This is a genomic window from Pseudanabaena sp. UWO310 (assembly GCF_006861605.1).
Taxonomy (GTDB): domain Bacteria; phylum Cyanobacteriota; class Cyanobacteriia; order Pseudanabaenales; family Pseudanabaenaceae; genus Pseudanabaena.
On record NZ_SELU01000026.1, the window covers coordinates 1 to 14317 of the forward strand.

A 14317-nucleotide genomic window follows, 5' to 3' on the forward strand; every position below is an offset into this window, starting at 1 on the left:
ACTTATACAAATTAAGTGTAATTCATTTAAGTAAGTGGGCTTAATTAAATATAAAACCCTAAAACCTGCGGCGCACGCTGCGCGTACGCCGCAGGTTTTAGATGTGGATTTTAATTATGCTGAGGTACTTAGCAATCCTCAATGACAATCCTCAATGACAATCCTTAATCATTTGAGAGCAGACTCCGCTCACTAGAACTGAATCCTATTGATACCACATCCGTTCTGCCTTAAGATGCGTAGGTATTGTAATGATGCGTATCAACTTTCTCCATGAAACTCTCTGAGCAAACTGATATGGAAATACTTCAAGCTTGGCGAGCGGGTAGCAGTCAGGCTTTTGGCATTTTTTACGATCGCTATGGTGAATTAGTTTACCGCCTATCATTAAGGATTTTGGGCAGTCAGCAGGAGGCTGAGGACTTAACCCAAGAAATTTTCATCTTGCTCAGCCGTAGTTCTTCTTACGATAGTAAGCGAGGATCGATCGCCGCTTTTTTGACCGTGTTAACCCGATCGCGTGCTATTGACCGCATTCGTAAAACGCGATCGCAACAGCAACATTTGCAAAAATGGGAACAAAATATTTCCTTAGAATATGACACCAGAAATTCATCACTTATGGAAACTTTGTCATTGGCAGAACGCTCGGAAAAGGTAAAAGTAGCTTTAGCAAATTTGCCCGATAAGCATCGCCAAGTCTTAGAAATGGCATATTTTGATGGACTTAGCCAAACGGAAATTGCCAATGCGCTGGATACACCTTTGGGAACTGTCAAGTCATGGGCGCGGAATGGGCTGATTCGGTTGAGAGAAAGCTTGAAGGGTACGCTAGAGTGAGACTGAATTGATATGACACAACAAAACTATCCCAAAAATCATGCCAACAATTATCCTCCCCAATGGGAAGAGTTATTAGCGGGTTATGTCTTAGGCGATTTGGAGCCTGAGGAGGTGACAGAGATGCATGATCTGATTGCTACATATCCCGAACTCATTGCCGAAATTGATGGCTTACAAGAAGCGCTAGCGCTTCTTCCTCTCGGTCTAAGTGAAAGTAAGCCAGCGGTTAGTCTGCGCGATCGCATTGCGGCGACTGCGGTTCCGCAAGTAGAGCAGGCTTTAGCCGAAAATTTAGCCGAATCTTTAAACGAACCTCGCATCGAAGATCTATTGAGAGAAGAGTCCATCATCGCTACGGGAATTACGCGATCGTCAAGTCAACGAAATTTGTGGAAATTAGCGGTGGTGGGTTTAGGGAGTATCAGTGCGATCGCCTTAGCTACTTTGGGCTTTGATAATTACCAAATGCGTCAGCAAATTGCTACCCACCAAATAGAATTACAAAAATACCGTCAGGCGATCGCCATGCTCCAAAGTGCCGACAATCGCATGATTTCTCTCAAAGGTATGGGCGCAATTCCTACGGCTTCGGGCAGTGTGACGATCGCGCCCAATGAAAAGGCGGCGATGATTAGCATTCAGAATCTCATGCCCATTTCTCAGGAAAATAGCTATCGACTTTGGGCGATCGTGGATGGTAAAAAAGTAGACTGCGCTCAATTTCGTCCTGACGATCAGGGCAAGGTTTTTGTAAAGGTTCCCCTAGCTAATGCTCTCAAACAATCCACGACGGTAATTATTACGATCGAACCCAACAAAGATATGCCCGAACCAACTGGGGCAATGGTAATGAAGGGAGAAGTATAGGAGCGGTTGTTCCATAGTTTTGCTTACGAAAAGATGAGTGGCGACGCTTCGCGTCGCCACTCATCTTTTGGCTTTTTAGCCAATTCACGAAAGTGTGACAACTCCATTAAGGTTTTGCAAAGCTGAAAATAGCGTAGCTATTTTTAGCTTTGGTATAGCTACAGTCATTTGAATTAGGACAGAATTGACTGGCGGCGCGAAGCGCCGCCAGTCAATTCTTGGGGTTTACATTTGGCGATAGCTATATTATTGCTTGCGATATTTCTTCATCCGATTTGCTCAGTCAATCGTATATCAAATAAGTGAACCCCGATGGGTTCCGCCATATTGATTTTTTGCAAAGAGAGATGAAAACAATGAACTATAGAATCCTTGGACTTATTGCTGGGCTGACTCTTACTGCTGGAGTTGTTTCCTGTACTGCGACATCTACCGAACAATCAACTCCCGCGCAATCCGCACCATCGGCAAAGCCTGCTGACGCGATGAAGAGCGATGCGATGAAGGATAAGACTGGCGATGCAATGAAGAGCGATGCCATGAAAGATAGCAAGCCTAATGATTCTATGAAGAGTGATGCCATGAAGAGCGATGCCATGAAAGATAAGACTGGCGATGCGATGAAGAGCGATGCCATGAAAGATGGCAAGCCTATTGATTCTACGAAGAGCGATGCGATGAAGAGTGATGCGATGAAGAGCGATGCGATGAAGAGTGATGCGATGAAGAGCGATGCCATGAAAGATAGTAAGCCTGCTAATGCAAAGCCTTAATCTCTCAAAACTTGGTTAAATATGCCAGTTAAATATGCCAGTTATTCCAATTCCCAAAATGGCAACGCCATTTTGGGAATCGCAAAACCTGACTGGGTTTGTTTTTTAATTCGCTGAAGTGAGCCAACACTTTAGTGACTTGGTATTAAATTGGAGGAAAGTTTACAATGAGTAAAAACTTACTGTATCGTCGTCGCTTTTTCACCTATATAGGATTGGGAACATTAGGAATTGGCAGTGCTGCCTGTGCTGCTCAATTTAGCTCTAGCAATTCTTCTCAAGCAATCAATTCTAAGGATTTGGCAAGCACTGCGCCTAAACCAGATGTCAGCCAATCAACCAATAATTCTGAAGTTACTACCGTGGCTGTAAATAATACTTCGGGTCAAAAATTACAAGAATTTCAAGGCATCTCTCAATGGCTAAATACTAATCCTTTGTCAATTCAAGACTTAAAGGGAAATATTGTCTTGATTCAGTTCTGGACTTTTAGCTGTATTAACTGCCAACGGACATTACCCTATGTCACGGGATGGCACGATCGCTATGCCGCTAAAGGATTAAAGGTTATTGGTATCCATACCCCAGAATTTGCCTTTGAGCGGGATGTCAATAATATCAAGGATGCCATGCAGAAACATGGCATTAACTATCCCGTTCCCATTGATAACGAGTTTAAAACTTGGAATGCCTACGGAAACGAGTACTGGCCGCATATTTATTTAGCTGATCGCCAAGGCAATATTGTCTACGATCGCATTGGCGAAGGTTCATACAACCTTACTGAGCAAACCATCAAACAACTATTAGGATAGGAGATCAGGGCATGACGCTCTCTCTTTCGCTGTTATCTATCGGATTAGCGCTCTTGGGTGGTTTGTTAACGGCTCTTTCCCCATGTATTTTGCCAATTTTGCCGATTATTGTGGGCAGATCGCTACAGACCCATCGCTATGCTCCCCTTACTTTAGTGGGCGGATTAATTAGTGGATTTGCGGTGGCGGGAAGTCTGCTAGGTATCGCCAGTAATTGGCTGACAGGATTCAGTAATTTTGCGAGAATTATCGCGATCGCTTTTTTGCTTGGGCTAGGACTGTTATCAATTTTTCCTCGGTGGAATTACCTTTTAGTCAGTAAGATATCCAGTAAATTTCCTGTTTTTAAGGTAAAAGAATCAACTGAAGTTAACTTATTTGCCGAATTTTGGTTGGGAACGCAATTGGGGCTGTTATGGACTCCTTGCGCTGGTTCTGTATTAGGAAGCATTCTGATTTTAGCGGCGGCGAAACACGAGATTCTAACTGCGCTAATTTTGCTGCTCGTTTATGGTTTGGGAACGGGCATACCAATATTATTACTTGCCTATGCCAGTCGGTATTTTAGCAATTCATTTCTAAAACTGCGATCGCACAGTCAATTTTTGCAAAAGCTTGGCGGTGTGTTGATATCTATTACCGCGATCGCCATTATTCTCGGATGGGATGTTAAATTACAAATTTGGTTAGCCCCATTCTTTCCAGTATGGCAACTATGAATTCGATTACAAGCCAGATTAAGCAGCTATGCATAATTTAAAAAAAAACAAAACCAGAGAGCGTACCGCCCGCTAAGCGGGCGGTACGCTCTTCTAGGTTTTAAGTTTACTTATGCCTAGCTACTTAATCAAGCCAGATTATTCCCTCACTCCCCTAAATCTATGAGTCCAAAATCTGCAAATCCAAAATCTGCAAATCCAAAATCTGCAAATCCAAAATCTGCAAATCCAAAATCTGCCCCTGCCCCCAAGCAGGCGATTTTTGTCAAAGCTTTTCATTCTATTAATATCTTGGCGCTAATCTTTATGACTGCGAGCGGACTGCAAATTTATAACGCCAATCCAGTATTTGGCGGACGCGCGGGATGGCGTTTCCCTAAGGAAATCCTCTTGGGTGGATGGCTGGGAGCAGGAAGGAACTGGCACTTTGCCTCAATGTGGGTATTTTCCATGAGTTTGCTCATTTATGGAATCTATATTTTTATTACTCGCCGCTGGAAACATAGATTTGCCTCGGACAAAGATATTCAGGCATTACAAGCCAAAAATCCTAAACGTAAGAACTATGCTTGGCATCGTTTTGCCTACACAGCGATCGTTCCCATTCTTATCCTCGCGATTCTCTCTGGTTTGTGCATGTATAAGCCTGTACAGTTTGCATGGGTTTCTGGCTTATTTGGAAGTTGGCAAAATCTTCGCATTGCCCATTTTTTGACGATTCCCATCGTTTTGATTTTTACTATCGCCCATATTTTTCTTTCCTTTAGGGTGGGTGGTTTGAAAATGATTCGCTCGATGTTTATTTAGTTATAGCGGTAACCAGTTATGTTAGGACAAACCCAAAACCCAAAATAGAGTTGCGGCGCTTCGCGCCGCAACTCTATTTTGGGTTTTAGGTCTTAACCACAATGGCTGTAGCTATAACGCTAAGCAATATAAAACATTAGGAAATTCCTTCAGGTTATCAAATATGCAATTCGATCGATATCCCCAACGCCGATTTTCGCGCCGTCAATTAATGCAGTATGCTGGTCTTTCGGGCATGGGATTGTTCTTAGGAAGTTGTGGTGCTTCTAATTCCACTTCTGTTTTTAAACCACTCCATCCGCAGACAGCAAATGTAAGGGCTTTATTCGAGCCGCTCAATCAAGGTATTGAAGAGTTGATTTTTCAAGCCAAAAATCCCGCACCAGAATATCCCGTCAGTGCGATCGAGCCTAATGCTTTGCTAATTAATTCCTTCGATACGACTCCCATGATCGATCTGAATTCTTTTAAATTAGTAATCGATGGAGCTGTGAATAATCCCCTACAATTGAACATGAATGATGTGCGATCGCTACCCTTAATTTCGATGGTAATTCGTCATGTTTGCGTGGAGGGCTGGGCGGCGATCGTGCAGTGGGGAGGGGTGCGCCTGTACGATCTCGCCAAGCTAGTACAGCCCAAGGCGGGGGCGCGTTATGTCTATTTTGAATCGGCGGATAGTTACTATGAAAGCTGGGATATTGCCTCAGCTTTGCACCCTCAAACGATCCTTGCCTATCAGAAAAATGGTAGCGATATTCCCGTTGAAAATGGTGCGCCTCTCCGTTTAGCTTCCCCGATCAAACTCGGTTATAAGCAATCAAAATGGGTAACGCGAGTTACTTTTACCAATGAACTTCGCCAACGTCGGGGTTATTGGGTAGATGAAGGTTATGAGTGGTTTGCAGGGCTATAAGTTTGAGAAGATATTACAATTGGGACGCATCCGATCGTAATTTATCAAATTCATCGCTTAGCGGCAGGTAAAATAAGACTATGCTAGAAATCTTTAATGTATCTAGACATCACACCAATAGCGCGATCGCCAAAGCTGTAAAATCTTTGAGTCAATACGGAATTAGTTCGGTAGTGCAGGAGCGCTTTATTGATTTTTTGCAAAATCAAGACGAGCGTTTTCTCTTTCATGTCAATCCGCACCTAATTGCCGATCGGTTGCAACTTTCAGAACGTGAAGCTTTAAATCTTTTAGTAGTCGCCTTAAAGGAGGGAATAGTTTCTCTTAATTGGGATATTCAATGTCCACAATGTCTGAGAGTTGATTTAGCCCTAGGGAAACTGGGTGATATTAGGACCACACATACCTGTCCCTGTCTCGACTGCCGCCATACCCATGAATCGGATGCAGATCGACAGGTGCGAGTTGCTTTTAGTATTGACAACCGATTGCGATCGCTTTCACCAGAAGCGAACGATCCCACATTTCGCGATCGAATCGATGCCCATTATGGAGTTGTCTCAGGACACCGTCTCTTAACCTTACAGATGTTTCGCGAACTATTTCCCCGCGAGACTATTCCCCCTAATGAGAGTTTATTGATTCGGCAGGTTACCATTCTATTTACCGATCTGGCTGGTTCTACTGCTCTCTATAATGAAAAGGGCGATCCCCAAGCCTATAGTCTCGTCCGTCAGCATTTTAACTTTCTCTTTACCATCGTTGACGAACATAATGGAGCGGTAATTAAAACTATTGGCGATGCCATTATGGCGACATTTACTTCCTCCGATGATGGACTTAAAGCGGCGATCGCCATGCAAGCCAAAATGAGGGATTTCAATCGCAGCTTTGAATCTGAAAATCAACAGTTAATTCTGAAAGTGGGCGTACATACGGGACCTTGTATCTGTGTTAACCTCAACGATCGCTCGGATTACTTTGGGACGACAGTAAACACTGCGGCAAGGGTTCAAGGGTTGAGCAAAGGAAATGATATTGTTTTGACCGTATCTTCGCGAAGTCAGTCTTTTGCGATCGAGGACATAGATGGTTATTTTTACGAAGAGAGTTCAGTTATTTTAAAAGGACTGAGCGAGCCGATATCAGTTTTGCGGATGAGTGCTAAGTAGCTAAAAGCCTGTGCTGCCCTCTATAAGGGCAGCACAGACCTTTTATACATTAACTTTCTGGTTCGCTATTAATTTCGATATCGAGGGTGTCTTCGTCAATTTCAATATACAAAATATTGGGCTGACAGCAAACTTGACAATCTTCGACATACGACTGTTGCATTCCTCCACTAAAATCAACAAATGTCGTATTAGTCTCTCCACAAAAAGCGCAGATGTATTCAGCAGTATCTTGCATAGTTCAAAATTTGATTCTATTGTAAGCGATTTACTGCATAGTTTACATATTTCTCAAAGTCCCCCAGAGCGATCGCCCCTAATCAAAATCAGCAAGCGATCGCCCATTCAGATCCCCCATAAAATAAGGCGATCTTCTTACTTATTAACTTGAGATAGCAAATCAAGATGGCTCAATAGGTGTTTCGTCCTCCTGTTCCTGCGGCTGGAATCAAGTCTTTTATCAGTTCCCACTGGTTATCGGTTAAGTCTGTGGGGTATGATTTCTTTGTTGCTTCCATAAGGCTGTCTTTGTTTTTGTATATTGACAGGCTATACCTTTGGGAGCTTTTTTTATTTCCAAAAACTTCTCAAACACGCTCTAATATGTCAGTGAACTATGCCCGAATTATTGCCAAAAAAGAGTTTTTTAAGGATTGGACTTCTGCTTCTCAGAACCCACGAGTTAAATATGTTCTGGAATTTCCTTATGATTATCTACTTGCAGATTATTATGACGAAGTGTTTGAGATTACACATAGTAGTGATGACGAAATCAGAAAATTGATTAAAATCGATACTTTAGTCAGAAAAAAGATAGAATCAAGCATATTAGACGAGAAAGAATTGCTTGCCCCCCTCTATTCTCATCCAAAAGCCAAATCTATATTAAGCTCAAATATTGCACTTTCTATATGGACAAAGATGAAAAGATATCATGTTTACGAACTAGGAAATCCAAACACAATAAATCTAAGTTGCTGGGATGTCAGTTGTAATACATCTAAAATACAAATGTCGGCAAAATTAAAAAAAGGAAATAGTGCAAACTATAATCTTGTTGAAAAAGTAATAGCAGATTGGTATGAATGGGCAGATGGACTTAATGTGATAAATTTTGCTAGCGAGACATCCTTTATACGAGAGATTGTAGAACTAGAAATCTATTTCAATGACAATAATTTTGCTGACTATCTTGCAGCGTTAGCTGTAATGCTTTACGACACTCACAAGAAGACTTCTCTAAAATCAGTTGTTTTTTCAGACTTGCAAACAAATATTTTATAGTTAAGACGATCTATGCCGATAACATAGCTACGATAACGACGACAAGTCTACTCTTCAAGGAAATCATTTTCCAGAACGATCGCACCAATAGCCGCATATATGCTGCTAATCACTGCGATCACTTTTTTAGGATGAGTATGCGATCAGTGCTTTTTGGATTTAGTTGTCATCGCTTTTTGGGTTTTGTCATTGTAAAGGCGATCGCAGACTTTGAGGTGATGTTTTAGGCGAATAGAACCATTTATTTCTTTAGATGAATTCAGTACCATACAGTTGCAATCGCATACTTATTACCCAAGGAATTCATATTTTATAGTGACTCTGTGACTGCGTTTGAAGTACCTGAATCCTTACGTATTTAGAGGGATTAGATACCGATCTAAGTAATTGCCTGATATGTGACCTGATAGATTACATCAGTGCTGATGCGATCGCAGATATCAGAATGATAGAAGTTTAACTATAAATGAAAAAATGAAGGTGAATTGCCCGTGAAATGGGGGAAATGCATTAAGAAATTCTAATTTATCTTTGATTATTAAAGTTTCATGGCTAAGGAAGCAGTCGCACTTTTATTCCTTAATCCTTTAATAATCATAGAAATATCTCTATGAATTTAATTGTCTTTGACTTACTATTAAGGTTTGAAAATTATTGATAAAACTGGAGTTTAGACTAAGTTGATTTGGGGAATAGGAAATAGACAAGAAAAAATAGACTGAGAAAATCCAAGTGAGCAAATCCAAGAGAATGAAATGGAAGACCCGCAACATAGTTAGCCTGTTGTTTTTAACATTCTTTACCTTAATTGCAGGGTTAGCAGCCAGTATTAGCTATCGAATTGTACGCGAGATTATTCTCTCTAATATCAAGCAAGCAACTCTGCTTTCCGTGGAGCATGGGGTGGATGATGTTGATCGTTGGCTTCTTACTTGTAAAACTGAGATTGCAACCCTTGCTAATACTCCTATCCTGAAAACGATGGACTGGTCAAACATCCAGCCCTATCTCCAGTCTGAAGCTAAGCGACTGCCAGATTTCTTTCTCTTTTTGGTAGCGGAACCCGATGGCTCTTACTACTCCACCCAATTGGGACGAACCAAATTTAATGTCAAGGATCGCGATTGGTTTACTCAGGCAATACAGGGGAAGGCGATCGTTGCTGACCCAGTAATTTCTCACTCTACAGGACTCCCCCAGATTAATGTTAGCGCCCCCATTATCCAAACTCAAAGCCCTATTCCAGTGGGAGCACTGAGTGGAAATATCAAGGTCGATAAAGTGGTGCAAGTAGTGAAAAGATTACAGATGGGGTCAGGCAGCTATGCCTTTATGTTGAACTCGAAAGGAGTTCCGATCGCTCATCCTAACTCAGCCTTGATTGGAACCCAAGAACGTCCTGCCCTGAGCTTTTTAGAATCAGCCAACCCTAATCTGGCTCAGATCGCGCAGCAGATGACGCATCGGGCTAAAGGGATTGCTTTAATCCAAATGGACGGAATGGAACAATATGTTGCCTATGTACCTTTACAAGAGACAAATTGGTCGATCGCCTTGGTCATTCCCCGCTCTAATATTGAATCCCAACTAGATGCTTTAAATCTGTTGGCGATGGTTTTGGGTAGTTTATTATTAATTGCCATTGCTGGGGCTTGGCGGCAGATGCAATTGATCGAGCAAGTTCGCGATCGGGCAGAACGGGAAACCCAGCAGGTCAAACTACTGAACGAGACGATGGAAGAATTACACCAAGCCCAATTACAAATGATCCAGAGTGAGAAAATGTCAGGGCTAGGGCAATTAGTAGCAGGGGTGGCTCATGAGATCAACAATCCGATTAATTTCATCCATGGCAATTTGCACCATGCTACAGTTTATATTCAAAATCTCTTGGCATTAATCAAACTCTATCAGACCCATTATCCCCATCCCGATGAAATTATCCAGACAGAACTCGTTGCACTAGATTTAGAGTTTATGCTTCAGGATTTACCGAAATTACTCACTTCGATGGCAATCGGTACCCAAAGAATTAAGGAGATTACCCGCTCCTTACGAGTATTTTCTCAATTGGATGAGGCTGAAGTCAAAGAAGTCTCTATTCACGATGGCATCGATAGTACTTTGATGATTCTGCAAAGTCGAACTCAGCCAACGCCTGAGCGACTAGGGATCGAAATCATTAAGAACTATGGCTCGATTCCACCAGTGGAATGCTACGCTGGGCAAGTCAACCAAGTGTTTATGAATATTCTCAGTAATGCGATCGATGCCCTTGAAAGTATGGGTAATGGAAAAAGTGTGGGGAGTACATCTGCGTTAATTCGAGATACCGTTATCACTGCTCCCAAGATTTGGATAGCGACGGAAGTCAAGTCGGAGATGGTGGTGATTCGCATCAAAGACAATGGGCTGGGGATTCCTACGGAGATTCAATCGCGGATCTTCGATCCGTTTTTTACTACCAAGCCAATTGGTAAGGGTACTGGGATGGGGCTAGCTATCAGCTACCAAATCGTCACAAAAACCCATCAGGGTAGATTGCAATGTCACTCTGCTCATGGACAGGGAACAGAGTTTGAGATTGAGATTCCGATTAATCCACCAAAACTTCCTAGGAGTTGAGTCTACGATCGCTATGACACCCATAGCGATCGCCGCTCCAATTATTCCAAAAGGTTAGCTAGTTCGGGAACTTGTTCGAGCGACCAGTATATTTGCATGATTTTTCTGACTTTGTTGAGGGGCGATCGCTTTTACAAAAAATGGGGTGATATTGCGATCGCCATGCCTCAATCTATCACTAAACTTCCTTTGGATATAGCTTCATCAAGGCTTGCACCTGCTCAGCATGATAGGAACTGCGCGTAAGCGGCGAAGAAACCACTTGCAAAAATCCCATTTCTTCACCAGCAATGCGCCATGTTTCAAACTGCTCAGGTGTGACAAACTCATGCAAAGTCAAATGCTTAGCGGAAGGTTGGAGATATTGACCGATGGTGATGATGTCGCAATCTACTACTCGCAAATCGCGCATTACTTCTCTTACTTCCTCATCGGTTTCGCCCATACCTACCATAATTCCTGACTTGGTATAGACCCAAGGCGCTATTTCACGGGCGCGGCGTAGGAGTTCCAAACTGCGCTGGTAGTCTCCCTGTGGACGAACACGGCGATAAAGTCTTGGCACAGTTTCCGTATTATGATTCAGCACATGGGGACGAGCGGAAAGAATCGTTTCTAATGCTTCCCAATTGGCACAGAGATCGGGGATGAGAAGCTCGATCGTGGTCTGTGGCATCAATTTGCGAATCTCTTCGATACAGCGTACAAATTGCGAAGCGCCACCATCGGGCAAATCATCACGATTAACGGAAGTTACCACGACATGCTTTAAATTCATCCGCCGTACTGCTTCTCCGAGGTTAATCGGTTCCATCGGATCGAGGGCTTGGGGCTTCTTTTCAAAATCAATATCGCAGTAGGGACAGGCTCGGGTGCAAGCGGGTCCCATAATTAAAAATGTGGCAGTACCTTGGTTAAAGCATTCGCCAATATTTGGGCAAGATGCTTCTTCGCACACAGTATTTAGCCCCAAGTCGCGCAGGACTTCTTTAACATTGCCAACGCGCTCCCACTGTGGGGCTTTTACTCGCAACCAATCTGGTTTGACCACCATAAATTTATCTAAATTTAACTTTTATTTATTGTTGATGCAATTTTTGTCACATTTTATATTCTAACATTACTAGATATAGCGTTGAGCAATTCGCACGCGAGGAGAATCGCATATGAAGCTAAGAATATTGACACTTTTCTTTATTTCAGCTTTTGCTACATTCTTTGCTGCGATCGCCCATGCCCAAAATATCGATTTACGTCTACCTACTAAACGATTACATTCTCTAGATGAGCTACCCAAAATATTTGAGAATAAGTATGAACTCACTAACTATCTAGAAGATTTAAGTGGTATAACCAAGTTTGATGACTTAGGAACAAATTTATCACTTGGTCTGACCAGTAAAGATATTGCTCGGATGATTGCGCCTCATGAAGATGCAGAACTTGCGATCGCTGTTAGTACTAAAGCATTTCCTCATCGATTAAACAGCTATATTGTTATTGCCTGTTTTGCTCGAACAAAAAGTGAATACAATCGTGTGAAAGCAGTTACACGCAGAACGTGTAGAAAAAAAGACTACGGACGAGATGATGTTGTATACCTAGGATTAATAGAATACGATCCCATAAAATCCAAATCAAATTTAATTGCTAAATCACTTGAAAATCAGATAAATTGGGATTTCACAACCTACAAACAATTTAGATCTCTCGACCGACTAAATATAGACCATCTGCCGCGTGGAGATTACGAACATTTCGATTTTGCTCCGTTTAAAATAAGCGATGCTCAGACTGCTTTTGGTTTGCGTGTAACTCACTCAGAAATCTATTCTGGTGGTCATGGTTATTTTGAAGATCTTGCGCTTTTCATAGTCGATAACAATCGGATAGTTAATATATTCTCTGAACCTATGTACTTTAATAAAAATATAGCAGGGGCATGGAACAAAAATGGAACTCGGCAGCATTCTCTTTATGAAGATGAGAACGTTCTGGTAGTTTTACCAAGTCAAACAGATGGCTACTACGATCTGCAAATAAAATCGCTACATAGCGATTGGCAGAGAGCTTTTTTCTGGAATGCTTCCCAAAAGCGTTACCTACCCTTTGAATGAAATAAATTTATCTATCTTTTACAAGTTGTTCAAGTTTCGTAGCATCTTATATTCTAACATTACTAGATATAGCGTTGAGCAATTCGCAACTGAGGAGAATCAACTATGAAGCTAAGAATATTGACGCTTTTCTTTATTTCAGTTTTTGCTACATTCTTTGCTGCGATCAGTTTTGCTGAAAATACTGAACAGAGCCCATCACCGAAACCTGCACAATCTCTCAATCAGGTATCAAGACTGTTTGAGAATAAGAATGGACTCACTAATTTTCATGAGGAGTTAGATGGCATTCCCGAAGTTGATAAATTGGGAATGAAACTACCCTCTGGTCTAAATGCTAAAGATCTTATTAGGCTACTTGCTCCTAATCAGAATCCTAACCTTGCGATCGTGGTTGGCGCTAAAGCTTTTCCCTATAGGTCAAATAGCTATGTTGTCATTACTTGTTTTGCCCGAACCCAAAATGAATACGAAGGTCGAATATCATCTTTCGATCGTAATTCATGTGAAAAGGAAAATCGCGATAGAGACGACGTTGTTTATGTGGGATTAATAGAATACGACCCAGTAGAGTCTAAGCCAAAGTTAATTGCTAAATCACTTGAAATTCGGGTTGGATGGCTTTTTATAATAACCGAACAATTCAGATCGGATAGCCTTGAGAAAAAATTTCTTCTGCCGAAAGGAAGATATAAAGAGTTTGACCTTGCTCCTTATCGGGTAAGCGATACTCAGACAGCCTTTGGTATAAGAATTGGGACAAATGATGGGTATGCTGGTGGCTTTGGCTATTTTGAAGTTCTGACACTTTTTATGATTGATAATAATCAAATTGTTAACATTCTATCTGAGCCAATATACTTTTATCAAAATATAGCGGGATCATGGAATAAAGATGGAACTCGTCAGCACTCGCTCTATGAAGGTGAGAATGTAATTGTAGTTCTCCCAAAAAAGACAGATGGGTATTACGATCTGCAAATAAAAGCACTGGATAACGACTGGCAAAAAACTTTTTCGTGGGATGCTTCCCTAAAGCGTTACTTGCCAAGCGATCGCACTGCAATACTGAATCGAGTGCTAGCCGAAACCTTAAATTTGAGAGTAGACTGAACTACTTTTAGAAGCAACATGAATCAATAAGTAGTTCAGCATAATTAAAACCGAGAAGAGTATATCGCCCACTAAGCGGGCGGTATACTCTTCTCGCTTAGCTACTTAACACTAAATAAATTTAGCCATTAACAGCAAAATCATGAAAGTTATAACTATTAGAAAGGTGATCATTCCGTTATTCACGGGCTTAAGTGCGATCGCTTCGCTAGTATAGTATCTCTAACTTCGCGCCCCTCTCCAGTTTATGTTTCCTGTGCTTCCAC

The 14317-nt window shown here is 41.7% G+C and carries 14 protein-coding genes; 12 read left to right on the plus strand and 2 right to left on the minus strand.

Annotation, left to right across the window (positions count from 1 at the left end; genetic code table 11):
• The first annotated feature begins 273 nt into the window (after positions 1–273).
• The 8 genes from PseudUWO310_RS10370 to PseudUWO310_RS10405 all read left to right on the plus strand — a co-directional run bounded on the left by PseudUWO310_RS10370 (position 274) and on the right by PseudUWO310_RS10405 (position 6912).
• A complete protein-coding gene (locus tag PseudUWO310_RS10370) occupies positions 274–840 on the plus strand; it encodes a sigma-70 family RNA polymerase sigma factor (protein ID WP_142600807.1) in 567 nt (188 codons plus the stop codon).
• 12 nt (positions 841–852) lie between these two features.
• Positions 853–1710, plus strand: a complete 858-nt coding sequence (locus tag PseudUWO310_RS10375; protein ID WP_142600810.1) for an anti-sigma factor domain-containing protein — start codon at positions 853–855, stop codon at positions 1708–1710.
• Positions 1711–2066: 356 nt separating this feature from the next.
• Positions 2067–2483 carry a pentapeptide MXKDX repeat protein gene (locus PseudUWO310_RS10380; protein ID WP_142600813.1) on the plus strand — a complete coding sequence of 139 codons (417 nt, stop codon included), beginning with the start codon at positions 2067–2069 and terminating at the stop codon, positions 2481–2483.
• A gap of 167 nt (positions 2484–2650) precedes the next feature.
• Positions 2651–3298 (plus strand): thioredoxin family protein, encoded by a 648-nt coding sequence (locus PseudUWO310_RS10385; RefSeq protein WP_142600816.1) that lies wholly within the window; start codon positions 2651–2653, stop codon positions 3296–3298.
• Between the two features lie 11 nt (positions 3299–3309).
• Complete coding sequence (locus PseudUWO310_RS10390; RefSeq protein ID WP_142600818.1) at positions 3310–4017, plus strand: cytochrome c biogenesis CcdA family protein; 708 nt, start codon at positions 3310–3312, stop codon at positions 4015–4017.
• Between the two features lie 162 nt (positions 4018–4179).
• Complete coding sequence (locus PseudUWO310_RS10395; RefSeq protein WP_142600820.1) at positions 4180–4824, plus strand: cytochrome b/b6 domain-containing protein; 645 nt, start codon at positions 4180–4182, stop codon at positions 4822–4824.
• A gap of 163 nt (positions 4825–4987) precedes the next feature.
• Positions 4988–5740 carry a molybdopterin-dependent oxidoreductase gene (locus tag PseudUWO310_RS10400; protein ID WP_142600822.1) on the plus strand — a complete coding sequence of 251 codons (753 nt, stop codon included), beginning with the start codon at positions 4988–4990 and terminating at the stop codon, positions 5738–5740.
• An 80-nt stretch (positions 5741–5820) separates the two neighbouring features.
• Positions 5821–6912, plus strand: a complete 1092-nt coding sequence (locus tag PseudUWO310_RS10405; protein WP_142600825.1) for an adenylate/guanylate cyclase domain-containing protein — start codon at positions 5821–5823, stop codon at positions 6910–6912.
• Between the two features lie 49 nt (positions 6913–6961).
• On the opposite strand, the gene PseudUWO310_RS10410 is transcribed toward PseudUWO310_RS10405, so the two are convergent.
• Positions 6962–7150, minus strand: coding sequence for a CPXCG motif-containing cysteine-rich protein (locus PseudUWO310_RS10410; protein WP_142600827.1), 189 nt, complete (start codon positions 7148–7150; stop codon positions 6962–6964).
• Between the two features lie 179 nt (positions 7151–7329).
• Here PseudUWO310_RS10410 and PseudUWO310_RS10415 point away from each other — a divergent pair, with 179 nt between their 5' ends.
• Together PseudUWO310_RS10415 and PseudUWO310_RS10420 are read left to right on the plus strand one after the other, a co-directional pair.
• Positions 7330–8196, plus strand: coding sequence for a hypothetical protein (locus PseudUWO310_RS10415; protein ID WP_142600829.1), 867 nt, complete (start codon positions 7330–7332; stop codon positions 8194–8196).
• Positions 8197–8946: 750 nt separating this feature from the next.
• Positions 8947–10821, plus strand: coding sequence for an ATP-binding protein (locus PseudUWO310_RS10420; RefSeq protein ID WP_142600831.1), 1875 nt, complete (start codon positions 8947–8949; stop codon positions 10819–10821).
• 178 nt (positions 10822–10999) lie between these two features.
• On the opposite strand, the gene lipA is transcribed toward PseudUWO310_RS10420, so the two are convergent.
• Positions 11000–11875, minus strand: a complete 876-nt coding sequence (lipA, locus tag PseudUWO310_RS10425) for a lipoyl synthase (RefSeq protein WP_142600834.1) — start codon at positions 11873–11875, stop codon at positions 11000–11002.
• Positions 11876–11987: 112 nt separating this feature from the next.
• Between lipA and PseudUWO310_RS10430 the strand changes: the two genes are divergently transcribed.
• Complete coding sequence (locus tag PseudUWO310_RS10430; RefSeq protein ID WP_142600836.1) at positions 11988–12938, plus strand: hypothetical protein; 951 nt, start codon at positions 11988–11990, stop codon at positions 12936–12938.
• Positions 12939–13043: 105 nt separating this feature from the next.
• Complete coding sequence (locus tag PseudUWO310_RS10435) at positions 13044–14051, plus strand: hypothetical protein (RefSeq protein WP_142600839.1); 1008 nt, start codon at positions 13044–13046, stop codon at positions 14049–14051.
• Positions 14052–14317 lie beyond the last annotated feature (266 nt).